Source organism: Ruminococcus sp. BSD2780120874_150323_B10 (assembly GCF_015553695.1).
Lineage (GTDB): Bacteria > Bacillota > Clostridia > Oscillospirales > Acutalibacteraceae > Ruminococcoides > Ruminococcoides intestinale_A.
Genome location: NZ_JADNHD010000011.1, coordinates 1 through 22,479, shown reverse-complemented (window position 1 = coordinate 22,479; position 22,479 = coordinate 1). Strand labels below are relative to the sequence as shown.

The window sequence follows — 22,479 nt, the reverse complement described above, 5'->3', positions numbered from 1 at the left end:
CGCCCTCAAGTGAGAGCGGTCTGCCGTTATTTTTGAAAAAGGAGAACTACAAAATGTCTCTTATTATCAATTTCTTCATTTTATATTATATCACCCTTAGAACGGAAAAACGGACAAATTACCAATGATAACGATTACACATTTTCCTTATGTTATCCGGTGTATTTATTCCGCCTGTATCAACTGCTATCTTCGCCCAGCTGTATCTCAAACTAAGGTGCATAAACAAGCAGTTCTCCACAAAATCGTCACGGGAGAGGCTGTTGAGCGCTGCGTTTCGGCGGATTTCAAGGTTTTGTATCTCCCTCTGAATATCTGCAATCTGCACCACCGCATTGCCTACCTTGTCGGAGGTCTGACCTGACGGAACGATTCGTTCACCCAGCGTGCCTGCTGTGTTATCCGCCTCGGCAGAAATGCGTACTATCTTCGCCCTCAGTCTCGAAATCTCTCGGTTAATCTCCTTAATCTCTTTAGCCGTCAAGTTATCACCTCCAAATCATCAAGATAATCAGCCACAATGTCATATGCAAGCAACATTCCCTCACTTATGTAATAGTTTCTGTCTTTTCGACTTTTTCTGTTGTTAAGACTGTCCAACTTGTCCTGTTCACTTTCTATGCGTTCAGATATTTCAGCTTTTAATTCGTCAAGTGTCATTAATTTTCACCCTCCAGTCTTTTTTCAAGCCTCTCAATCTTTTTCTGTTTCCATTTATTCACTTCTTTATCACATTGAAACATTATCTTGCATTGTTCAAGCATAATTTCAACATCTGCCATTTCTTCAAAAATATTATCAACAGATTTCAAATCATCTTCAAGTGATATTTTTTCTTTAGTATAATTTAATTTTATAAGGCTTTTACACAAAGCCTGCGATAATTCAGACAGTTCCTCGACAGTCTTTATTATCTGATTTCCCACACCGTATGTATTGATTGCTTTATGCATAGTCTCTTTTGATGTCATTCTTCTGCCTCACTTTCAAGCCAATGTTTTTTGCAATCAATGCAGTTACCGTGGAATTTATTACAATATTCCATCGGAACATGACCGACACACCCGAGCAAAGTAATATCACCTTGAACCATTTCGTCAATTGACATCTGTTTGATTTTCTCGTAATTAGTCATTGTTTTCCTCCTTATCCATTCTCGCACCGCAATGAGGGCAATAGTTTTCAAATTGATAACGGTTGTTAATGACTTGATAAACAACCTCTCTCCCGCAAGTTAAGCAGTATGCTTCCGCTTCACCTACTTTTCTGTCTTTCTTTTTTACCCACTTTGAGAGTTTAACTTCGTCAACAACTTTAAGTTTAATTTTTATACGACTGATTTTTTTAATGTGGGACAATCTAAAAACACAATTACTAACAACCTTATCCCACAAGTGCAGAAATATCGTAACTTTGGTATTGACAAATTAGCGTCATTTTCAAAGGCTTTTTCACCTGTTTTATGTAAAATGCCCTCAATCACCGTTCCGTCAAAAAGTACGATTTCAACATATTTCCCTAAATGTCTTTCGAGTTCATATCTTGTCATAATTTTTACTCCTTTAAAGTTCTGACTTTTTCGCCATATCTGCGAGTTTGACCTCTGAATAATATTTCTCTCATTTACTTTCACTCTCCTCAATAGGCTGATTCCAACAGTCAACACAGTCGCCAAAACAAGGCTTTTTTATATCTGTCAAGCCTAACTTATCAGGGCATATGTCAGGTGTTCCATCGTGAATAAGAGGAGCATTCGGATAGTTTTTTAAAAACTCACTCAAATAAGTCTTCTGCGGATGTTCATCCGACCATTTCTGCACAATTGCAATTGCTTTTTCGGGATAGCATGTTTCAAAGTCCGAACACAACATCGTATCGCCTGAACCATTATTTAAATGGCTCAAAGGGCAGTCAGCACAATTAAGTTTACATGCATATCCACCGTGATTTAGTTTATGTTTTTTCGTCATCCTTTGCTTTTCAGCAAAGTAATTTTCAGTTCTTGAACAATCAATCATTTTCTTTATCCTCCATTCGAGCTCCGCAGCAAGGGCAGAAATTAGATCTAAAATCGTCAGCATAGACACTTACTTTATGATGACACATACTGCATTCTGCATAACTGTCTCTACAGATCCAAGTTCCGATAAAATTAGAGGTGACAGTAGGTAAAGCAGCAACAGCATCATATATATCGTTGTCGTAGAAGTACCGAACATCTTCAAATTCACCATAATAATTACATTCTTCGCCGACGTTATCGAGCGTATGTAATACCAGGTCATAATCAACAAGCCTACTCATAATATCCTCCTTATTTATAGCCGTCCATAATAGCATTACTGCTGTCTACATAATCGTCACTGAGTGTACTTTTGTAATTCACATAGTTAAGATGTTTTTGTATGTGCTCGTTATAACGACCGCTTGCTTTTGCTTCATTTAATATGCTTTGAACATTCTCTTCGCTTCTGTTCAAATCCGTTGCAATGCGTGATATCGAATCACCTCTGTATGTATATAAACATATTAAAAATTCTGTATCGGTTGTCGGCGGTCTGTTTAACTGCTCTTTTCTGTGTAGCGCCGCCTCGGCTTTGGCTTTACTGACACAAGCTGAACAATATTTTGTTGTTTTTGCTCTTGCTGTAAATTCGTTACCACATATTTGACATATAGCTGAATACATTTATTTCATCTCCTCCAAATCTTCAAGTCTGCAATACAACAATGCAGAATTAGCGTTTAAATCCTTTATTTCAGCCTGATAATAAAACTTTCCTGTTATGCTTCGTCTGATGATACAGCCTGTCAGAATGTATTCTGCACCATTGTACAACACAGTTCTTTCAAGGTTGCGTTTAACTTCCGAGATATTCACAGCACTTCCACCTCGATGTAAATGCCCGGAACCTCTGCCCAAAACTTTTCGCATATCTCACTTGCGACAAGTGCGTCATCAGACCAAAAGCCGAGAGCGGTCATACAGTCTTTCAGCATTTTTTGCAGATTGTCCGTGTCGGGCTTTGTTATACGATATTCGCCGTCCTGATGTTTACCGCGAGGAAAACACCATTTTGTTATCAGTCTGACAGCCGACTCGTACGGTTCTGACGGTTTAAACTTTGCCAAATGTGATGTGAGCTTTTCTCTTGCCTGTTTCACCTCGGGCGGATTATAAAAAACAGGTTTGCCGTTTTTTACCATAACCTTATGTTCCTGTGCAGTTACAGTCGGCGGTATCATCGCCATAAAAAAATCCATTTTTAATATTTCACTCCTTTAAAGCATTAAAGTTACTTTTGATTTTTGAATTTTGCTTTTAGTCACAGGTCAGGGGAAGGAGTTGTTGTGCGTAAGCTTCGCACAACTACTTCACCCCTGTGACCTTTAGGGAACGGACACCGTTTATATATACGTAGTATATATAGTTTTGTCTGTCCCTCGGACATTCTCGATAATTTATCGACTTTGTCCCTGTTTTTGTCCGAGAGGGACATTTTCGATTTTTTATCGACTTTGTCCGTCTTAGGGACACGGACAGGGACATAAAATTTATCGACTTTGTCTCTCGGACAGACAGACAAATTATTCGACTTTGTCCGTGTCCTTTCGCCCTACTTCACCGCCGTCTATCCAAAAGCCGCCGTGCTCTTTTATGTATCGTCTGACCGTTTTTTCTGACTTTCCCATATATTCTGCTAAGTCAGTTACATTTGCCTGACCGTTTTCTTCAGCACCGCTAAAGGCTGTTTCGAGGGCATCGTTTTGTTCCTGCTTGCGTTCCGATTCACTCTTTTTCTTGCTGAAATTCTTTTTGTAGGGCGAGCCTTTGATGTTAAAATCGCCATCAAAATTGCAGTCTTTCAACACACCTGTTGTATCAGCTCTGTGTATAGGATAATCAAACCACAAATTCAGAGCATCAAATTTTGGAAATTCTCTTAGTGTGCCCTCTATTCGCCACGCTGTGCGACCCTGTACAGCTTTATTTGACTTAGCTATATCATTAAACATTAGCATGTAAGACTGCTTAGGAAGAGCATTTTCGGCTATATCAAGCATTTTAGAAGCAGTAACTAAATCATCTTGAGAACATAACTCATCAATGTTTTTATTAAATCTGCTTATCCAGTTTTTGCATATCGCACAGGTTGCTTCGTCTTGCTGTTGCTTGATTAGATTATCGCCGATTTCAAGCTGTGTAAGGTCAAGAAGTGCATCAGGGTCACGAGCAAAAACCCCCGAACCCGAAACTCTATCCATTGACTTTTTACCGCCTTGAGAACCTTTTGAGTGGTGATGGCAATAGATTACCGCACATCCGATTTCTGTACATACCTTGTCAAACTGGTTGCAAAAGTGTGCCATTTGGTCAGCACTGTTCTCGTCACCGGTAATTACCTTGTATATTGGGTCTATCACAACCGCTATAAAATTGCCTTTCAAGGCTCTGCGTATAAGCATAGGTGCGAGCTTGTCCATAGGCACGGACTTGCCACGCAAGTTCCAAATATCAATTCTGTTGAGATTTTTCGGTTCAAGTCCCAGTGCTTCATATACATCCTTGAATCTGTGAAAACAGGAAGCACGGTCAAGTTCAAGATTTACATACAAGATATTTCCTTGCGTGCATTGAAAGCCAAACCATTTCGTGCCTTCTGCTATTGCTACACACAATTCGATAAGTCCAAAAGATTTGCCGGCCTTTGAAGGACCACCAAGCAACATTTTATGTCCTTGTCGTAAAATACCGTCAATAAGAGGCGGAGCAAGTTCGGGAGGATTTTGAAAAAAATCTGCGAGGTTTTCGAGGTCAGGCAAATCGTCGTTGATACTCTCCACCCAGTCTTTCCACTCGGAAAAATCGGATTTACCGATGTTTGTGTCAATGATAAACTGCTTTTTGCCATTGCGGATAACACCGGGCATACGGCTCAACCTTGACGGATTGCGGTTCTGTTTATCGATTTCAAAGCCGTTTTTACGGCATACATTGTAAAGATAATCAACCCTTTTACGGTACTCATCATAGTTTGCAGCATCAATCTTAACGATAGCGTGGACTGATTTTCCACCCGAATAAACAAGCACCGCAACAGGCAGCTCAAGCTCTCTGATGATTGCATTTTGTTCTTCAAGAGCCATACAGTCAGATTCCACCAGAGCGTAACGATAATCGGTTACATTCTCGTTTTTAACACCCTTACCGTCCAACGGATTAAACCTTATCCACGCTCCTGCCTCGGGCTTGTAATCACCGAATACATTTGAAATATCACCGTCACAATTGTTGAGGGCGGCAATAAGCTCACCTGCCGTACGGTCACAACTGCCCTTTGTAGGCAGATATTTAACCTTGCCGTTATCGTTCTTCTCCCAAGTTTCGGTTACATAGCCGACATTTTCGGAGCTGTCAAAGAGGGTTTCAAGGTAGGTTACAATTTCATTCACAGGATTCCAGTTTGCAGGCTCGTGAAACTTTACACCCTCACAGGCTGTTACTCCGATATTGCCCTGTTCAAAAGCAATTTCATCATCCCAACCAAGCTCTTTCGATTCCCGAAAAGTCATCCCTCTGTCCTTAGCCATTTGGATTATTGTGCCGGCTGTAACCGGTGAGGCAGAGCCGTTAAAGCTCTGCCATTTCTTTTCACACTCACCGTTGTGATATCGGCTGTCTGCTCGGCTCCAATCGTCCCAGTCCTTTACGCTGTATCCCTCTTGCTTGAGTGCCATTCCGACATTTACCCATTCTTGATAGTCAAGGTCAGCCGGTCTTATATATTCAAGTGCTTCAAGTAAGTCCAACCGTATTCACCTCGCTTTGCGGTACATATGTTTTCGGGTTAATGTTTTTCGGAGTTCTCCAACCGTTTTCGGCAATCCTTGAAATCAAGGTTGACGCTTCGTCAAACTGCCACTTGCCCACATGCTGAAAACCTCTGCTTTCGAGCATACGGATTTGTTTAGGTGTGGTTAAGCCCTCAATTCTTCGCTTTTCGAGCCTGTCAAGAATAAGTTTTGCTTTGCCGGCACTCTGAATTTCATCAGGGAATATTCCGAGCTTTTCAAGTTTTGCTTTCTGTTTGTCTGTAGGCGGAGAACACTCCCAGCCGAATGCAGGAACATAGCCTGCAAGGTCCTGCGCCTGAATCGACATTTCATACTGCAGCGGATCTACAAGTTTGCGTTTGCGTGTTCGCATTTCCGCAAGCTGATTTGCAAGCGCCTCTTCACGCTGAGCAACAACATCTTCACTTGCTTTTTTCTCCGCTTCTTCAATGTCAATCGGACAGCCTGCCTGTTCTGATAAGTTTTCGGTCATCTTTTGTGCGACTTCTTCGTTGTCGCAAATGAGATGTGCAGGTCTGCAAAGTTCGTGTCGCTCTGTATGCCATAAAAAGTCGAGCAGCAAAAGCTCCGTCTTGTTTGGAGCAAGTCTTGTACCTCTGCCGACCATTTGGCAGTAAAGCCCACGCACCTTTGTAGGTCTTAAAACAACAACGCAGTCAACACTTGGGCAGTCCCAACCCTCGGTTAAAAGCATTGAGTTACACAAGACATTGTATTTATCGTTTTCAAAGTCCTGCAATATCTCTGCTCTGTCCTCGCTGTTACCGTTTACCTCTGCCGCTTTAAAGCCTTTTTCGTTCAAAATATCTCTAAATTTCTGCGATGTTTTTACAAGTGGTAAAAACACAACAGTTTTACGACTCTTACAGTATTTTTTCATTTCTTCGGCAATCTGATAAAGATACGGATCAAGTGCCGTGTCAATATCACTTGCTTTAAAATCTCCTGCCTGTGTGGCAACTCCCGAAAGGTCAAGTGTAAGCGGTATAGTCACAGCTTTAATCGGTGACAGATACCCCTCTTTGATAGCCTTAGGGAGTGTGTATTCATACGCAAGCGAATCAAATACTGTTCCTAAATTTTTCATATCTCCTCGGTCGGGTGTTGCGGTAACACCCAACACTTTCGCATTGTCAAAATGCTCAAGCACACGCTGATAGCTGTCGCTGATTGAGTGATGTGCTTCATCAATAATGATTGTGTCAAAATAATCACTGTCAAAGTTTGACAGCCTTTTCTCACGCATAAGCGTCTGCACAGAGCCTACAACAACCCTGTTCCACGAACCTATACAACTTTGCTCGGCTTTTTCAACCGACGAATTAAGTCCTGTTGCTTTTTTGATTTTGTCTGCCGCTTGGTCGAGCAATTCTCCACGGTGGGCAAGTATCAGCACCCTGTCACCTCGACGGACACATTCTTCAGTGATTTTTGCAAAAACTATTGTCTTGCCACAGCCTGTAGGCAAGACAAGTAATGTTTTTAAATTGCCGCTTTCCCACTCGGAGAAAACGGCATTCTTCGCTTCATTCTGGTACGGTCGTAACTGCATTAAAAGCTACCCGGTGTCCAGTTATTCGGCGTCGCAGTATTTGGCATTGCAGGCTGTGTGTTATACTGTGGCGGATATGTAGGCTGTACATACTGTGGCGGATATGTAGGCTGTACATACTGCTGAGGTGCAGACTGTGCTACAACAGGCGATACAGTTGTCACTTGCTCATCATAAGCGTAGAAATACTTGATGTCATTTGTTACGCCCTCTGTGCCGTCATTCTTGACATATTTGCGGATGATAACCTGACATTTACCTTTCTTGCCGATAATGCCTGTCCAGTCCATACGGAGCGGTTCGCCGTGTTTTTTCATTGACACGGACAAAAAGAGCTGTGACAGCTTCCATTCAAGCGATGAGTGTAGTACGAAATTAACTGTAATTTCTCTCTTGTCATCTGCTCCCCATACATCAAAAGTCACTTTTGCCATGTTGCAGGGTGGCAGTTTACCTTTACCCTGTGAGCGAGCACGCTCAACCTTTGCTACTGTAAAATCATAATTACCCTCGGGGAGCGGTTCATAATTTACGCCCTCTTCGGTTATTTCGTCATTCCAACCAAATTCTCTATCCATTATTCATCTTCCTTTCTTATCTTATTCAAATGGTAAATCTCTGTTGTTGCTTACTACCTGAAAGACTTTATCCCAAGCGCCTACTAAGCAGCCTTGAACAAAGCGTGGGTCATAATTTTTAATCGGTGTTTCATAAGGATAATGCCCTTGTGTAAATACTGCCTGTCTGATTTCGCTTTCATCAACTCCGTTTGCTCTCATAAGATCGGCAAGAGCTTTTGGAATATCGTCAGGAATATTAGGCTCGTATAACGGTTTAGGCTGTGCAACCGGTTCAGTTACAGGTGGCTCAGGCTGAATTGGTATAGGTGCCGGCACAGTCGAAGCATTCGGTTCAGGTTGAGTAGGTGTAACTGGGGCAGTGTGGTTTGAAACTGTATTATTATTAAAAATATGTGAAATACCTGAATAATCAAACTCCATTTCCTCCGGCAGTCCGTGACGATTTTTAGCGTCCCAACAAGGGTGATGAAGTGTGTACATCACTCTGCCGCCACCTTGAGCTTTATATTTTTTTCCGTCTTTATCCGATGCGACTGCGATAGTTTTGTAATTAGCGAAAAGCACCATATCCGCCCATTCTTTTACAAGCGGAGAAATCTGTGAAGCAGTCTTTTTGCCGAGTTTAAGCTCCCAACGGTCATACTCGCCGATTTCGTCAGGCTGTGAAAATTTGCGGAGCTGTGCGTGTGCGGTAAGCACAACATTGATACCTCTGTCAATCAAATCTTCAAGGCTGTTCAGGAATCTGCCGAACTCCTCTTTTTCATAAACATAGCCGTTTCCGTAACCGAAATCTTCAATACCTTTTTTGCCGTACTTTGAACAAATATCGTCAATGCAAAGCTGTTCCGCCCAGTCAATTGTATCAATAACAACTGTTTTGCATACAGCCGGATTGTTTTTGATATATTCAAGCTGACTTTTGAGCATAGTCCACGATGTCGGTTTATCCATTCTCGAAACATCAAGGTTTTTTGTACTGCCCTCTGTGTCGATAAACAGAGGGTTCGGAAACTGCGAAGCAAAAGTTGATTTGCCGATACCCTCGGGACCGTAAATTACAACCTTTTGAGCCGACTTGATTTTACCTTTTGTGATGTTCATTATCTTACCCCCTGTACATCTGAAAAGTTGATTTTATTGCCGTCAACATCAATGACAACATAGTCGATTGCGTAATTGAGCAGTTCGTTTGTAAGGTCCTGTATTGACTTGCCTGTCATACCTGCAATCAAAACAATTCTTGAATAATTTTCGGGCATAATCTTGACTTTGGTATAACCGCAGGCAAGCTCTCTGTGCGGATTACATTTGATTACGCATTCATTTGTATTTGTATTTGTTTTTGCTGTTGTAGTTCTTGTAGCCATAATTAAAACTCTCCTTCTGTCCAAGTTGGTGTTGCTGCAGGTGCGGTTGTTTCGGACTTAATATAGCCGTCCTCAATGATAATTGAGCATTCATCGCCGTTTGAAACTCTTGTTGCAATAGCCTGCAAGCCCTCTGATTCAAGCCATTTTGCAAAGTCTTTGAGTGTGTCGGTATCCATTTGTTCGAGCTTGTCAAGCAGGACAAATCCGCATTCGGGATTGAGCTTGCGAACAATTGCTGTAGCGACACGAAGCTGTTCCGAACCGCTCATGTTGTCCCACTTAAAACCGTTGTATGTAAGCTCGCCCTTTTCAACTGATAAGCCGTCAAGGGGCAAATTTGCGTTGTTGAGCAAGTCATATTTTGTTTTGCGGATTTTTTCAAGCTGTGCCGTCATATCGGCGTACTTGCCGTAATATTCCTTTGCGTCCTCATCAGCTTTTGCTTTATCGAGGTTTGCTCTGACTTTGCGGTTAATTTCGTCAATCTCGGTAATGTTTCTTTCAAGCTCTGCCGTACTTTCATCGTGCAGTTCGGCAACGGTCTTTCTGCTCTGTTCAAGCTGTGCAAGCACTTTTGTAAGCTCGGAATTGTATTTCCTCAAATCCTCGTTAAGCCTGTTGATTTCGCTCTGCAAATTATTGGCACGGTTTTCAAGGTTATCTTTTTCTACTCTCAGACGGTTATTTTCACCGTTGCGTGCAAGAATTTCCTGCTGTTTGTTGATAAGTTCCGAGGCTGACACAGGTTCATTCGGCACGCCCTCAAACTCGGGCATTTCGGCGGCAAACTTTTTCTTTTGGTCTGCAATCTGACCGATAGCACGGCGCTCGTTATACACCTGTGTTTCCTGCGTTTCGAGCTCGTAAACTCTGTTGCCTACACCGATAATCTGCAGGAGCGTGTCAGCTTTTTCCTTGCCTGTTGCATTCATAAATTTTGGCAGGTCAAGAGCAAAGTTGCTGACAAATGCGTCAAGCAAAGCCTGTCCGCCTTTGTTGCCTAAGGTATCAATTACTTTAAGGCTGCTGTTCTTACCGCTGCGCTCCACAACAATACCGTTTGAGAGCTTGATTTTTAGATGTGGCGGAATTGTTGAACCCTCACGGTACGGAGCAGACGGAGCGAAACGATTACCGCCGAGAGCCCAAGCAATGGCATCAAGAACAGACGTCTTGCCTTGTCCGTTTTTACCGCCCAACACGGTAAGTCCGTTTTCGGTCGGTTCATAAGCAACCGTCTTTACTCTCTTAACATTTTCAATTTCAAAAGCTGATATTTTTACTGACATTCTTTTTTTCTCCTTTATATCTTGATTTTTATTGCAGTAAAGGATATAATAATACTGATAAATTTTATATCATTTACCTTAAACCGTTGGAGCTGTGCGAAAGCTTCAGCGGTTTTCTTCTTTTGCGATTTCCTCAATTGCAGAGAATATACGCTGTTTCTCGCCCCTGCGGCAACTCGTGACGGAGTTTGCGTGTTACTGTCGGCTCACTGATACCGAAATAGTCTGCAATCTCCCACAACTTAACGCCTGCACTCTTCGCCGCTGCTCTGATGTCTAAATTAGCTCGCATAATTACACCTCCTCTCCGAAAACATCATACATACTGTTAATGCGTTGTCTAAGCCTTGTGTTTTCGTTTTTGTAACCGCTGATTACGTCATTCTTAATGCTAATGTCAAGCCTTGCGTTCTCAAGCTCAATCTGCAAGTGCCTGACTAAGCTATGTAAGTGCTTGTTCTCGTCTTTAAGACTGCGTTTTGTTTTAATGTGTCTGAGTGCCATTGTAATTCTTCTCCTTAATCAGCTCAAAATACTTGCAAGGACTGCCTTGCTGATTCCGCCGAGTTTCTTGTTATAGTCTTTTTGAAAGTGTCGCTTAACAGTAACGCAACTTTTTCCGAGATACTTTGCGATGTCCCGATACTGCAAAACTTCCTTATCCGGAAACGCAACGTCTAACCTGTCGAGGTTGTCTCGAAATAACGGCTTTTCTCTTGCCATGTCATTCCCTCCTGCTCTCCTCTGTAATTTTGTCTGATACGATTTCAACCTTTTCCACATTGGCAACGCTGAGTGCCAGCTTGAGCAGTACCACGTCGCCTACTGTTCGGGTAATCTGATAGCTTGTAACATACGGGATTTCCTTGCCGTCTATCTCGAGCAGGAATTTGTCCTTGGTGTCAATGAGTTTTAAACTTGCCATTTTGTTTCCTCCTTAAAATTAAACTCGATAGTGAGTTGTTATTGAGTTCCAATAGTAATCTGTACGCCTAACGCCTTAAACAACTTATCAGCGTTTTCAAGTGAAATGCTTTTTTCTCCTTTCTCCCAGTATTGGATAGCTCTTTTTGTAAAGCCTGCTTTTTTAGCGAGTTCGCTTTGCGAAATTCCTCTTTGTTTTCTGTTTTCTCTCAAAATTATACTAAATTCTTTAATGTGCATTGATTTCACGACCTTTTTATGTTATACTATATTTAGTGGTGAACCCCAATTCACTAACCATATACAGAAAGCGAGGTGAAATTAATATGAATCATTCATCACTTAAGAAAAGCTTAATAATAGCTATGTCTTGTATTTCGAAAGTCGAAGGTTTAGAAGAAAACAACTTGATATTAACAACTTCTGCCGGAATCATTTCAGGTAAGGTCCCGTCTGAGCAGGAAATAGACGATGAAAATTCTTTGTGCGGCGTTTTATATGAGATTTGCGATAATACTAAAGAAGAATACTTAAAAAATATTTCTTCTACAGATTCCGAACCTGTAATTGTTGGTAATGATGGTTACATAATTTTAAAAGATGTAAAAATAAGATCAACATCGTCCGACACAATCACTCATATGAATTTTATGGTTGTATTTTACGACCAAATCATCGGCGTTACTATTGGAAATATTAACTGACGTTACTTTTGTTTGCTGACTTTGTACTTGCAATACAAGGTCAGCAATTTCTTTTGATGTACCTTTTACTGTTATTTCCACTATATCACTCCTTTCCTACGCTGTTCGGCAAAGTTAGTTTCTAATAGCTTCTACGAAACAAGAAGGATTGTTAGTTCTTCCTAATAAGTAATCGGTTGAACAATTAAAAATATCAGCTAAACTCAAAAGTATATTAATGGGAATATTACCTTTTGTTTGCCAATTATAATAACTTTTACGTTCAATTTTTAACTTATTAGCAAGGTCTTCTTGTGTCATATTAGCTCTTGCTCTTTCGGCTTCAATATTTGGGTATAAAAACAGCACTAATCTCACCTCCTTTATCGTGTTAAATAGAAATACTCTTATTGCGTATCTATAAGTTGATTATATACGCAATAAGAGTATTTGTCAATATCTTTTACAAGTAAATTACGCACAAAGAATATTATAGATTTTTGTGCAATTACACTAATTGAATATTATTTTAATTATTTACTTGACATTTTTACTCATTTAGAGTATTGTATTTATAACAAACAAATCGTTTTATTGGAGGGAAAAATATGCTCGGGGAAAAACTTAGAGAACTTAGGACAGAACTTAATCTTAACATGAAACAAGCTTCTGAAAAATTAGGAATCTCATACACAACTTATGTTGGCTATGAAAAAAACGAAAGGGAACCAAACTCTGAAACTTTAATCAAATTAGCAGATTTTTATAAATGTTCTGTCGATTATTTAATAGGAAAAACTATAAGACTAAATTTTATTCCACATGAAATTGAAGAAGCTGAAATTAAATGCCCTTTGTGTGATTATGATTATGTCCATTTTATTAGAGTTTTATCGGTAAATTTTTCACAAGAAAAAAGCAGCGGAATTGCTATGGAATTTTTATGCGAGGATGGGCACAAATTTTATATTGTGGTTGAAACATACAAAGGTAATACATATATGGTAAATGTAGATGACAATAACAATATTTTAGGGTATACCTCGTTTATTAATAGTAACTCTGACAGCGAAACAAACATTCACAAAGAAAAACTAATTACTAACTATGCGGCATTGAATAATTTTGGGAAAAATAGGCTTTTCGAATATTCAAATGATTTAATATGTAGTGGCAATTATAAAAAAGATACTTACAAAATAAAAACCGCCGCCCGAAACGGAAGTTTTAATGAAACAACCGTTACGGATGACGATTTTCAAAAACTTATGGATTTGCCTGATGTTGATGACTTAAAATAAAGTTTTGGAATTGTTTGTAAACCTCTCTCTCAAGCGGAGCAGCAAGAAACTTGTTTCGCTTGTATAGCTTTTGCAAACGTTGCCAGCGGTATTCTGCCGCAATTAGGCTTATATCGCATATTTGAGATATTTCGTCAGCACTTTTGACCTCTAATCCCCACAACACACAAGCAGGAGCAAGCAAACGGCTGGCAAATACATTTGCTTCTTGCTCAATGGGATTGTCATTTGGTGAGATTTCTCGATTGATAAGTTCGTATTGTCCTACATGTCCGAGCATTATGTGCCCAAGCTCATGCGCAATAGTAAAGCGTTTCCGCTGCCGATTGCAATCTTTTCGTATAAATATGATAGGTTGATTGTTAATAACGGTGCACTTACCGTCATTGCCCTGCTCCAATTTGTCGTAATACTTTACTGCAATGCCGAGTTTGTAACACAGTTCAACAATATTAACAGGGAGTTCTCGGACGTTTTCTTTTAACAGGATTTCCCACGACATATTTCGGGACTTCTGATACTTTTTATAATCCATAAAAATCACCTCGTAACTATTATGGATTACAAAAATAAATTTACAGCAATAAAGCAATAACAAAATAAAAAAAAATCCGCCCTACCCTGCGCCAACAGGATAGAGCGGTGTACGACGCAAAGGCCATACAAGACTGTGGAAAGTCTTTAATTATTATAAGATAAATTAGCCTTTGTGTCAATAAAAAATGAATACAGAGGTGTTTTTTATGAAATGCAAGAGATGCAAAAAGACTTTGCAGTCTGATTTTAAATTCTGCCCTTGGTGCGGTTCTAAATCTGCAAATCAAAAATACTACCGCAGGCCTGACGGGCTTTATGAAAAATCAATCGTCTATGACGGCAAAAGACACATATTCAGAGCAAGAACCGAAAAAGAACTTGAAAAGAAAATTTTTGCTTATAATCCCGAAAGTGAGCAAACTAAGTCAGGTATGCCGTTCTCTGCTGTTGTGGAAGAATGGGAAGCTGATGCATTTGAAGCTCTTGCTCAAGGTTCTGTCAAGGCATACAAGCCACGAGCAGAACGGGCTGTTGACTATTTTGGCGATGAGCCTATAACAAACATCGGACTTCGTGAAATCAACCACTATATAGCGAAGTTTCCTAAATCTTGGGCATATAAAACCGTTAAAGCATACGCATCCGTACTTAGCCTTATTTTCACTTATGCCACACAAAATGAATATATAACAAACAATCCTTGCCAATACATACAAATAAGCAAGAATCTTAAAAGAACGCACCGCAGAGCCCCAACATACGAGGAAATCGAGATTATCAAAAATTCAATCTCTGCCCCGGGAGGATTGCTTGCGTTTTTCTTTCTCAATACAGGTGTCAGACGAGGCGAAGCATTGGCTCTTAAATGGAGCGACATAGACTTTGAAAACCATATAATACATATCACAAAATCATTGTATCATGTAAACAATGCACCACACATAAAAGAACCGAAGACAGAGGCAGGCAAGCGTGATGTACTGCTTACAAAAGGTCTTGAAACAGAGTTACTTAAAATCAAGGGCGAGAAAAATGAAATTGTCTTTAATTGTGACGGCGAATATTACACACAGTCACGCTTTGATAAACTTTGGAAAGACTATCAGACTGCCACAGGCCTTGCCGAGCTTACTCCCCACATTGCCCGACACGGCTTTGCTACAATCTGTTTTGAGGCTAATCTGAACATAAAGGATGTTCAGGAAATTTTAGGTCACGCTCAATATTCCACTACATCAGACATCTACACTCACCTTACACAAAAGCACAAAACAGAGGCACTTAATAAGCTGAATACATACTTTGAAAACAACTACTAAAAGTAACAGAATTTCAACGCATTGCACAGATTTTACACAGTAAGCCGTTTTATGGCTTAAATACTGCATTTGTTAAGAGTTCAAATCTCTCCATCTCCGCCATAATGTGGAGACAAAAAAGATGTCTCACGAAAAGCCCGATTATATCGGGCTTTTTTGCTACCCAAACGGCGATTTTTCTCTATACCAAAGCACAGGATTATCCTTTATTTCCTGTATCACTGTAGCGGGTGACGCCGCGGGTAAAAGCAGTAAGGCGGCAAACAAGACATTAGGCGTTGCCGGTGATGTTGCAAAGCACAGCAAGAAGGCGTCCACTCCATAAGGAGGGTGGATGCCTTCAGTTTTTTATCAGCCTATGTTTGATTGTAGGTATAGAAAAAATATATCAATTAAGCATACGGAGGATTATGTTATGAAAAAGTACATTACTGATGAAAAAACGGATTAGATTACACGCTTGTAAATGGCGTATATCTACCAAATTTAATCTCAACAGAAAAGCACTTTGAAATCGGTCATTGGGGACAAAGGCGTCTTGAATTCATTAAGCAAAACAAAAAGGTGTTTTACAATTCATTTTTTACTAGCTGTAAACTCAATTCATATCTGCACAATATTGATGTCAGAGCAACTGAAATGTATGACCTCATTGTGAACCAACTCAAAGAGAAGCAAGGGACTACCGAACAACTCAAAGCAGCGGATAAGAGAATTTCTGAAAGCACAAAAGGAGAAAAACTGTGAATAAACGAGGAGTGTTCTGGATAGTTGATAACAATCTTTTGGCTTTTCCGTTTGATAAAACGGCAACCAAAGGCGTTGCAAAATCAGGGAACACTTTCAATCACAAGCTACTGTGGAATAGCGTCAAGCCGTGCAATAAACCGTTTGACTACTATCCACGAGGAAGAGTGGATTATAACGCAAAAGGAAAAGCAATTATTTATATGAATCCAAATGTTGAGGATAAATACATAAGTGAAATAATAGCTGCCTTTGGGATTACATCCGAACCTGTTATAAGATACGATTACAGCGAGCATTACAAATGCTCTTTTGACAGATAATGTGCCAAAACCTACAAATCCCCCAAAGTTGCTATAGGCTTTTAGGTGTGGTATAATTGAGAAAAGAAGTGATGAATATGGATATTAACGATAAGCTGAAATACAATGTAGATTGTTTTAAAGAAAGATATAATCAATGGGATGATATAGAAGACCCATTTGAAAAAGCAATAAAAAAAGCACTGGGTGATTTCACATTCAGAACAACAAAAAAACAAGAACATATTGACGTCAAAGGAGTTGAGGGATTATATAAACAAATCTGTTCTGATCCGAATAATTCGCTCATCAACCGATTCAAAGATTATGGGGTAGATAACTATAGTGAAAAAGATGTTTTTGATGAGTGGCATAAAACAACTTGTGATGCATTAATGAACGTGTTGAAAAATCTATACCAGAGTATTCATTATGGCAAAGCTCAAAAAATCGTGAATATGACGTTTAAATACTTGTACTGTATAGGTAATGACAGAAATGATAATTATTATAAATACTGTCATATACCACTTGATTCAATTATTCTTGATTGGATTTGGGCAAACAAATCAGTGTTCCAAGATGCTTATGATAAATTTAATATGTATGTTCTGTTTCAACATCAATACTTTGAAAATTGGAGCAATTTAGATTACTCCAATAATAAGTTTGATGGTAACAGATATTCTTATATGTTTTTTCAAGAGCTAATTAGAGCGTTTTGTGAGGACAAAAAAATCACACCTTTACAATTAGAATTTCTTGTATGGCCTCAATTTCAGTGGGAAAAAGCAGCCAAAGAGTTCTGCAAACAAACTGAGAATATGCTTAATATTAATAGTAACATGGATGAAAAATCTGCAAATAAACTTTTGAACAGTATATACGAATTATTAGAAAACAAGTTAATTTTAATTGACTGGAAAAATGATTTATAAGATTACAAAGATAATCAAGATACACCGTAAACGGTGAATTAATAAGGGGGAAAAATATGAACAACAATGAACTAATTAAACTTCAGGAGCAGCTTGAAAAGGAACGTAATGAAATAAGAGAAGGCTTTTCAAAGTTTTGTAATAGCAAAGATTGTCTTTTCACTGATTTTGCTTCTGAAGATGAGAAAAACGAGTTATATAATACGCTTCTTGACGGAGAACAATATGACGAGTTAGAGGTTGAAATTCCTAATATGTTTTTCTTTGACAGCGGCACAGCAAAAAGAAAATTTGAGATATACAGAAAAAAAGGCGGTATGCTGAATCAGTTTATTCTCAAAATAAATGAGCTACTCGGTGAAGAATCAGACGACTTTTGGTGGGACGAGTATTCGTGGGGCAAGGAAGGACTTGAATCCCTGATAGAGCAGAGCAAAAAAGCAATTGCCGAAGAAGAGGCTTTTATTGAATTTGCAGAAAAGGGTTTAAAAATCCTTGAAGAGCTTCCCAACGAGGAATAACCCAAAAACATAATATATGAAAACAAACTAAAAGATGTACCGTGATTGGCACATCTTTTTTGTTATTGTATTATTGAGGTGAAATGATGAAAGTCAACAATGAAATGATTGGATTTGTAAAAGGAAAGAACTTAACAACTGAAGAAATTACACAGTATAGAACAGCTCGTTTTAATCATATATTGGAAGATGAAAAAATGATTAGAAAAGCTCAGGAACTAATTGATAAGGTTGCAAAAAAATTTGGAGTAAATGCCGAAGATGTTCGTAACAAAAAAGCTATGCGTCAAATGACAATGAACGAAAAAAAGATAAGAATGCTATATTAAAATTATATAGCACATGGGAAGAATGGATATAAGCTGACAGTATTGCAACTATATATTACATGGGTTCAAATCAAGACAGCTAAAACGCAAAAACATCTCTATTGTCTTGTCTTCACAAAAGCACTCGAGCAATCGGGTGCTTATTTTTTGTGATAAACACTGAAAAATCGGCTTATTTGATATGTTTTTCAATCACTCAGCCTTTGCTTTTTGATTGAATTTCGGTATCAAACAATATCAGCTAAAATCAATAAAGTTACACAGTAAATTATGCCATAGAGAGATTTTTGTACTATCCGAACAAGTCAGTTTACTTAAATAATACTCATCCGGTTCATATTTTTAAACTGTATCAAGAACATAATCAGCAGAAACAATCATAAAATGAATTAATTTATCATCGTCCATAAAACCACCTGCTTGTTCTTTAATCCATTTTATATATGGTGAATCAATAACTTAAAAAAAAGAATGATTTGGAAATTCTTTTCAGACTTGTTGCCATTCACCTGCAATAAAATTAAAACGCATTTCTTCCGTTGAACGGCAATAACTTTCCACATCCGCCCATATGATTGAAAACAATTCCATTTCATTATTTTCAAGAATAACTGTTAAACCGTCAAAATCATCACTTACAGATTTTATATTTAAACCGTAACTGTTTATATTTTTTTAAATATCACATTTTTCGATTTTAGTTTCTATAATTATCACCCGCATTTCTCTGTTAATTTTATAGTAATAAACTTTATAATTAGTTAGCTTAAAAAATATGCCGGACCATAATTTAAGTATCCGTACTAAACAAATGTATTTACTTCTGTTCGCCTGCATTGCGGACAACGGGCATTTTATCAAAATCATAGTATGAGAGTTCGTCTATTCCGTTTAAAAATGCGTGACAGCCGTTTACTATCATAAGATTGGTCTGCTCAATATTATAGCAGCACACTATTACTTTTTTGCCTGACGCATAGGCATATCCGCACTCCCACGCAGTTCCGCTGTCGGAGTACATTCCGCCGTAAAGCAACACAACCGCATCGCAATCGTCAATTCCGCCTTTGTCAATTTTAAAAATTTCCTCTGCCCATTCTGCATTGGTAAGGCTTTCCCTGTTCTCAACATCGTGCTCCATAGGTACAAAAACTTCGTGACCTTTTGCTTTAAGAATTTCAGCCGCACGGTGAATATTTGCAATTTCGTTATCGTTAAAAAACGGCGATGCAAGGTAAATCTTCATATTAAAATCTCCTAAAAAATATTAAAAACATTATCGGTATGGTAATCGCCGCCATTGCCTGCGACACAAGAGCAAGGCTTGCGCCTGTTTGCGGACTTTCTCCGTATGCCGATGAAATTATAACGGTGTTAAGTCCTAACGGCATTGCATTTGCACAGAGTGCGGCAAAAACTATTTCATTATCCGTATTAAAAAGCCTTAACGCAGTCACAAAAATTATCGGAAAAACTATCAGCCTAAGCACCGCAACAATATAAGTCTGCTTTACCTTGAGCAGGCTTTTTATTTCATATCCCGCTATTACAAACCCAGTCAAAATCATTGCAACAGGTGCCATACAGGCGGCACAATCGGTAAGAATTGTGCTTACAAGCCGCACCCTCGGTATTTGCAAAAGTCCGAGAATTGCGCCGATAAACAGCGACACAAATATCGGATTCAGCAATGACTTCAAAGAAAATCCGCCCTTGTCCGACGGCACAAGCCACGCAATTCCGATTGAGTAAGTAAACATATTCAGCGGCAGAGTAAATATTAAATAATCGAAAAGTTCAATGCTGTCAGCGCCGTATATGCCCTGAACAAGCGCAGTTCCGACAAATCCGAAATTTGACACCGAAAGCGAATATCTGTACACTTTACGCAAATACTCGTCTTTGGTAAGAAATTTTGAGATAATAAAAGCAAGCGCAACCGCAACAATCAAAAGCGCAGTGCTGTAAACAAGGAAAATCCATTTTCGGCTTATATTTTCCACCGTACAATTATTCCAAAATGTATTGATTACGACCGCAGGCATAAATATTCCGTTTTCAAGGCGTGACAAAGTCCTGCCGCTGCCGTCAGATAAAATATTTTTCTTTTTAAGAACAAAGCCGATAAGAATAAAAGAAAAAAGCACGGCTATGTGATTAAGCGTAGATGAAAGTATTTCCATACGATATTTCCTTTATATTATAATACAAATTTCAGCATAAAACAATAACCGCAGGTCGAGCTGACCTGCGGCTGACAATATTATTATTAATTTTTTGTAAAATTGTATTCATTTGTTTTCTTCATCTTGTGAGCATTTATCGTCACACTCTGCCTGTTCTTCCTTTTTTTCAAGGTTCATAACCGCTGAAAGTCCTGCCGAAACCGAAGAAACCAAAAGTCCGCAGACTGCGCTTTTCCACATTTCTGCATTTGCAAAATCCGTTCCCGTCAGAAACAACGCAAGATTAGCAAGAATATATCCGAGTGCCGTCTGTAGGAATGTACGCAATGCTCTTTTAAGGCAGTTTTTAGTAAAACACATCTTCATATTACATAATATTCCGATGCCTTAAAAATGTACTTATTTATTATCGGATATTTCGGGCAATCCCGCAATACTTGTAAGCAACGAAAGAATACCCGAAAGCACGCTTGCGGAAGCAACCGCCACCCAATTCACATCACTTAGCACCGCAGACACGCCGATAACCGAAATCGCTGTTTGAGCCACGGTTTTTGCCGCACGGATACCCGCAGCTTTTGCCCATATTTTAAAACCGTTTTTCATAATTTCACCCCCTGTAATACATTTTAATTTAAAAGTTCAATATAAATTTCTGCCCATAAAAGCGATATTAGCTTATTTCTTTTCACTATTTATATGCTCAAGGTCAGCAATTCTATGATTTACAACTCTTATTTCTTCGTCCGTAACGGCTGACATTCGCTCAAGTTTGAAAACACGCTCTTGCAGATGATTATATTTATCCTGCTTATGTTCAAGCTGATCTAACCGATACACAATCAATGATTTGGTCTTTTCGTTTTCGCTTTCCTGTCGCTTACGGTTTGACGCATTTATCAGCAATTGACAAATAATACTTCCGCCCGCAACAATCAGCGCAGTCACAATTTCCGTACTCATATCACACCCCCTTTACCTATGCGTAAAATATTATTAAAAATTGCAGTAATTAGGCTAATTTTATTAAAAAAGAATTAAAAAGGCACAAAAAAGCACCCTGCCGTGAGTCGCCCCAAAAAGTTAGACTAAAAATCTAACGATTTGGAGGTCGGTTCACCGAGCAAGGTGCATAATCTAATATTTATTAACAAAAGCAAGAATTTTTCTTGCTGTATCAAGACTTACTTTTGAAACATCACCGTACTTCAGAAAAGCATTTGCATTACCCGGATTAAGGTTTAATTCCTTATAAATACGGTAGTTGCTCATATTTTTAGATTTTCTTGTAAAACATATTTTCTGATACATCATTTGTTTTAATTTATTTTCCAAAACTTTTTTATCTTTTTCGTAAATATAATTTTGGTATATCGTACGATAATGGCTTAATCTTTCCGAATTTAAAAAATCATTTATATTATTTTCTTCAAGACCGGAAAGTTGATTGCAAGCTGTTTTTAAATAAGAATATTTTTTTATAAGTCTGTTTTTTAAATCTTCTTTTGTATAAAGAACAAGGTACATAGTAAGCGCATCTTGCAATCTTGCATTAGAAGAAGCAAGATTTGAAAATATATAGAGTGAGGTTGTATTACATCCCGACAATTCTTTAAGCTGAAAAAGCAAGTAACCCTTAAAAGTCAACTCTCTCACTTAAATCTCTCCTTATAATGATTATAATTTATAACCAATGCATTTCTGTCAAAATCAGACAGCATACCGTAACAGACATCATCAATTAACTTATCCAATAAATTCCAATCCAAAGATTTATAAACCAATTCGTTTTCTATATCTTCAACATCCTTATCACGCATTGAACATAATTTTGAAACCACCAATTTAGTCGGAATATCTATCGGTATAATATCGTATATATTGTATTTTGAATAATAGTATTATTTAATTTATATTATAGATTATTTTATCATATTTGTCAACAAAAAAGCACCCTGCCAAGCATGTGGTGACCCCCAAAAGTTAGATTTGAAAGCGTAGTGGCTTTTAGCTGCTACGCTTTTGTTATGCAACTAAGGCA

Annotated in this window: 39 protein-coding genes; 8 read left to right on the top strand and 31 right to left on the bottom strand. The window is 38.6% G+C overall.

All coding sequences use genetic code 11. The annotated features are described in order from the left end of the window. Positions 1-118: 118 nt before the first annotated feature. The 22 genes from I2E21_RS08255 to I2E21_RS08150 form a co-directional block, all read right to left on the bottom strand. A complete protein-coding gene (locus tag I2E21_RS08255) occupies positions 119-484 on the bottom strand; it encodes a hypothetical protein (RefSeq protein WP_195411017.1) in 366 nt (121 codons plus the stop codon). Further along, a complete protein-coding gene (locus I2E21_RS08250) occupies positions 481-660 on the bottom strand; it encodes a hypothetical protein (RefSeq protein ID WP_195411016.1) in 180 nt (59 codons plus the stop codon). The genes I2E21_RS08255 and I2E21_RS08250 overlap by 4 nt, the downstream gene beginning before the upstream one ends. Then, entirely contained in the window at positions 660-971 is a 312-nt protein-coding gene (locus I2E21_RS08245; RefSeq protein WP_195411015.1) for a hypothetical protein, read from the bottom strand. The genes I2E21_RS08250 and I2E21_RS08245 overlap by 1 nt, the downstream gene beginning before the upstream one ends. Continuing rightward, positions 968-1,135: a hypothetical protein gene (locus tag I2E21_RS08240; RefSeq protein ID WP_176781085.1), complete on the bottom strand. Its 168-nt coding sequence runs from the start codon at positions 1,133-1,135 to the stop codon at positions 968-970. Before I2E21_RS08240 ends, I2E21_RS08245 begins: the two co-directional genes overlap by 4 nt. Then, positions 1,128-1,358: a hypothetical protein gene (locus tag I2E21_RS08235; RefSeq protein ID WP_195411014.1), complete on the bottom strand. Its 231-nt coding sequence runs from the start codon at positions 1,356-1,358 to the stop codon at positions 1,128-1,130. Before I2E21_RS08235 ends, I2E21_RS08240 begins: the two co-directional genes overlap by 8 nt. Then, positions 1,328-1,549: a hypothetical protein gene (locus I2E21_RS08230; RefSeq protein WP_195411013.1), complete on the bottom strand. Its 222-nt coding sequence runs from the start codon at positions 1,547-1,549 to the stop codon at positions 1,328-1,330. The genes I2E21_RS08235 and I2E21_RS08230 overlap by 31 nt, the downstream gene beginning before the upstream one ends. Before the next feature lie 70 nt (positions 1,550-1,619). Next, on the bottom strand, positions 1,620-2,018 hold the full coding sequence (locus I2E21_RS08225) for a hypothetical protein (RefSeq protein ID WP_195411012.1): 399 nt from the start codon (positions 2,016-2,018) through the stop codon (positions 1,620-1,622). Beyond that, positions 2,011-2,304 carry a hypothetical protein gene (locus tag I2E21_RS08220; RefSeq protein WP_195411011.1) on the bottom strand — a complete coding sequence of 98 codons (294 nt, stop codon included), beginning with the start codon at positions 2,302-2,304 and terminating at the stop codon, positions 2,011-2,013. The genes I2E21_RS08225 and I2E21_RS08220 overlap by 8 nt, the downstream gene beginning before the upstream one ends. Before the next feature lie 10 nt (positions 2,305-2,314). Further along, complete coding sequence (locus tag I2E21_RS08215) at positions 2,315-2,689, bottom strand: hypothetical protein (RefSeq protein WP_195411010.1); 375 nt, start codon at positions 2,687-2,689, stop codon at positions 2,315-2,317. Then, positions 2,690-2,881 carry a hypothetical protein gene (locus I2E21_RS08210; protein WP_195411009.1) on the bottom strand — a complete coding sequence of 64 codons (192 nt, stop codon included), beginning with the start codon at positions 2,879-2,881 and terminating at the stop codon, positions 2,690-2,692. Beyond that, positions 2,878-3,264 (bottom strand): RusA family crossover junction endodeoxyribonuclease, encoded by a 387-nt coding sequence (locus I2E21_RS08205; protein WP_207735325.1) that lies wholly within the window; start codon positions 3,262-3,264, stop codon positions 2,878-2,880. The genes I2E21_RS08210 and I2E21_RS08205 overlap by 4 nt, the downstream gene beginning before the upstream one ends. Positions 3,265-3,588: 324 nt before the next feature. Continuing rightward, positions 3,589-5,811 (bottom strand): AAA family ATPase, encoded by a 2,223-nt coding sequence (locus tag I2E21_RS08200; protein ID WP_243240611.1) that lies wholly within the window; start codon positions 5,809-5,811, stop codon positions 3,589-3,591. After that, positions 5,798-7,408 carry a DEAD/DEAH box helicase gene (locus tag I2E21_RS08195; protein ID WP_195411008.1) on the bottom strand — a complete coding sequence of 537 codons (1,611 nt, stop codon included), beginning with the start codon at positions 7,406-7,408 and terminating at the stop codon, positions 5,798-5,800. Before I2E21_RS08195 ends, I2E21_RS08200 begins: the two co-directional genes overlap by 14 nt. Then, on the bottom strand, positions 7,408-7,986 hold the full coding sequence (locus I2E21_RS08190) for a hypothetical protein (protein ID WP_195411007.1): 579 nt from the start codon (positions 7,984-7,986) through the stop codon (positions 7,408-7,410). Before I2E21_RS08190 ends, I2E21_RS08195 begins: the two co-directional genes overlap by 1 nt. A 21-nt stretch (positions 7,987-8,007) precedes the next feature. Further along, entirely contained in the window at positions 8,008-9,093 is a 1,086-nt protein-coding gene (locus tag I2E21_RS08185; protein WP_195411006.1) for an ATP-binding protein, read from the bottom strand. Next, positions 9,093-9,359 carry a hypothetical protein gene (locus I2E21_RS08180; RefSeq protein WP_195411005.1) on the bottom strand — a complete coding sequence of 89 codons (267 nt, stop codon included), beginning with the start codon at positions 9,357-9,359 and terminating at the stop codon, positions 9,093-9,095. Before I2E21_RS08180 ends, I2E21_RS08185 begins: the two co-directional genes overlap by 1 nt. A gap of 2 nt (positions 9,360-9,361) precedes the next feature. Next, entirely contained in the window at positions 9,362-10,651 is a 1,290-nt protein-coding gene (locus I2E21_RS08175) for an AAA family ATPase (protein WP_195411004.1), read from the bottom strand. A gap of 133 nt (positions 10,652-10,784) precedes the next feature. Beyond that, entirely contained in the window at positions 10,785-10,943 is a 159-nt protein-coding gene (locus tag I2E21_RS08170) for a hypothetical protein (protein WP_195411003.1), read from the bottom strand. 2 nt (positions 10,944-10,945) lie between these two features. Next, on the bottom strand, positions 10,946-11,155 hold the full coding sequence (locus I2E21_RS08165; RefSeq protein ID WP_195411002.1) for a hypothetical protein: 210 nt from the start codon (positions 11,153-11,155) through the stop codon (positions 10,946-10,948). A gap of 18 nt (positions 11,156-11,173) precedes the next feature. Next, entirely contained in the window at positions 11,174-11,374 is a 201-nt protein-coding gene (locus tag I2E21_RS08160; protein ID WP_195411001.1) for a hypothetical protein, read from the bottom strand. Between the two features lies 1 nt (position 11,375). After that, entirely contained in the window at positions 11,376-11,576 is a 201-nt protein-coding gene (locus I2E21_RS08155) for a hypothetical protein (protein WP_195411000.1), read from the bottom strand. Positions 11,577-11,614: 38 nt separating this feature from the next. Next, positions 11,615-11,815 (bottom strand): helix-turn-helix transcriptional regulator, encoded by a 201-nt coding sequence (locus I2E21_RS08150; RefSeq protein WP_195410999.1) that lies wholly within the window; start codon positions 11,813-11,815, stop codon positions 11,615-11,617. A gap of 167 nt (positions 11,816-11,982) precedes the next feature. Here I2E21_RS08150 and I2E21_RS08145 point away from each other — a divergent pair, with 167 nt between their 5' ends. Then, positions 11,983-12,279: a hypothetical protein gene (locus tag I2E21_RS08145; RefSeq protein WP_195410998.1), complete on the top strand. Its 297-nt coding sequence runs from the start codon at positions 11,983-11,985 to the stop codon at positions 12,277-12,279. Between the two features lie 114 nt (positions 12,280-12,393). Here I2E21_RS08145 and I2E21_RS08140 read toward each other — a convergent pair whose 3' ends face one another. Further along, positions 12,394-12,627: a helix-turn-helix transcriptional regulator gene (locus I2E21_RS08140; RefSeq protein ID WP_195410997.1), complete on the bottom strand. Its 234-nt coding sequence runs from the start codon at positions 12,625-12,627 to the stop codon at positions 12,394-12,396. Positions 12,628-12,866: 239 nt separating this feature from the next. On the opposite strand from I2E21_RS08140, the gene I2E21_RS08135 reads away from it, so the two are divergent. After that, the gene (locus I2E21_RS08135; protein ID WP_195410996.1) at positions 12,867-13,559 is read left to right on the top strand and encodes a helix-turn-helix transcriptional regulator; all 693 of its coding nucleotides are present in this window, start codon (positions 12,867-12,869) and stop codon (positions 13,557-13,559) included. On the opposite strand, the gene I2E21_RS08130 is transcribed toward I2E21_RS08135, so the two are convergent. After that, on the bottom strand, positions 13,525-14,094 hold the full coding sequence (locus I2E21_RS08130) for an ImmA/IrrE family metallo-endopeptidase (protein WP_195410995.1): 570 nt from the start codon (positions 14,092-14,094) through the stop codon (positions 13,525-13,527). The two genes, I2E21_RS08135 and I2E21_RS08130, sit on opposite strands and share 35 nt — an antisense overlap. Before the next feature lie 208 nt (positions 14,095-14,302). On the opposite strand from I2E21_RS08130, the gene I2E21_RS08125 reads away from it, so the two are divergent. The 6 genes from I2E21_RS08125 to I2E21_RS08095 all read left to right on the top strand — a co-directional run bounded on the left by I2E21_RS08125 (position 14,303) and on the right by I2E21_RS08095 (position 18,252). Beyond that, complete coding sequence (locus I2E21_RS08125) at positions 14,303-15,415, top strand: tyrosine-type recombinase/integrase (RefSeq protein ID WP_195410994.1); 1,113 nt, start codon at positions 14,303-14,305, stop codon at positions 15,413-15,415. A 121-nt stretch (positions 15,416-15,536) separates the two neighbouring features. Continuing rightward, the gene (locus I2E21_RS08120; RefSeq protein WP_195410993.1) at positions 15,537-15,740 is read left to right on the top strand and encodes a hypothetical protein; all 204 of its coding nucleotides are present in this window, start codon (positions 15,537-15,539) and stop codon (positions 15,738-15,740) included. 418 nt (positions 15,741-16,158) lie between these two features. After that, complete coding sequence (locus tag I2E21_RS08110; protein WP_195410992.1) at positions 16,159-16,485, top strand: hypothetical protein; 327 nt, start codon at positions 16,159-16,161, stop codon at positions 16,483-16,485. Positions 16,486-16,541: 56 nt separating this feature from the next. Beyond that, on the top strand, positions 16,542-17,402 hold the full coding sequence (locus I2E21_RS08105; protein WP_195410991.1) for a hypothetical protein: 861 nt from the start codon (positions 16,542-16,544) through the stop codon (positions 17,400-17,402). Positions 17,403-17,458: 56 nt separating this feature from the next. Further along, positions 17,459-17,923 (top strand): hypothetical protein, encoded by a 465-nt coding sequence (locus I2E21_RS08100; protein WP_195410990.1) that lies wholly within the window; start codon positions 17,459-17,461, stop codon positions 17,921-17,923. Between the two features lie 86 nt (positions 17,924-18,009). Then, positions 18,010-18,252, top strand: a complete 243-nt coding sequence (locus tag I2E21_RS08095) for a hypothetical protein (RefSeq protein ID WP_207735324.1) — start codon at positions 18,010-18,012, stop codon at positions 18,250-18,252. Between the two features lie 817 nt (positions 18,253-19,069). Here the strand turns inward: I2E21_RS08095 and I2E21_RS08090 are convergent. The 7 genes from I2E21_RS08090 to I2E21_RS12305 form a co-directional block, all read right to left on the bottom strand. Beyond that, on the bottom strand, positions 19,070-19,498 hold the full coding sequence (locus tag I2E21_RS08090) for a nucleoside 2-deoxyribosyltransferase (protein WP_195410988.1): 429 nt from the start codon (positions 19,496-19,498) through the stop codon (positions 19,070-19,072). A gap of 1 nt (position 19,499) precedes the next feature. After that, positions 19,500-20,435: an AEC family transporter gene (locus I2E21_RS08085; RefSeq protein WP_195410987.1), complete on the bottom strand. Its 936-nt coding sequence runs from the start codon at positions 20,433-20,435 to the stop codon at positions 19,500-19,502. Between the two features lie 108 nt (positions 20,436-20,543). Further along, entirely contained in the window at positions 20,544-20,804 is a 261-nt protein-coding gene (locus I2E21_RS08080) for a hypothetical protein (protein WP_195410986.1), read from the bottom strand. A 33-nt stretch (positions 20,805-20,837) separates the two neighbouring features. Next, positions 20,838-21,044 (bottom strand): holin, encoded by a 207-nt coding sequence (locus tag I2E21_RS08075; RefSeq protein ID WP_022234162.1) that lies wholly within the window; start codon positions 21,042-21,044, stop codon positions 20,838-20,840. Between the two features lie 72 nt (positions 21,045-21,116). Further along, complete coding sequence (locus I2E21_RS08070) at positions 21,117-21,401, bottom strand: hypothetical protein (RefSeq protein WP_022234161.1); 285 nt, start codon at positions 21,399-21,401, stop codon at positions 21,117-21,119. 174 nt (positions 21,402-21,575) lie between these two features. Continuing rightward, complete coding sequence (locus tag I2E21_RS08065; RefSeq protein ID WP_195410985.1) at positions 21,576-22,094, bottom strand: hypothetical protein; 519 nt, start codon at positions 22,092-22,094, stop codon at positions 21,576-21,578. Then, complete coding sequence (locus I2E21_RS12305; protein WP_195410984.1) at positions 22,091-22,258, bottom strand: DUF6036 family nucleotidyltransferase; 168 nt, start codon at positions 22,256-22,258, stop codon at positions 22,091-22,093. The genes I2E21_RS08065 and I2E21_RS12305 overlap by 4 nt, the downstream gene beginning before the upstream one ends. Positions 22,259-22,479 lie beyond the last annotated feature (221 nt).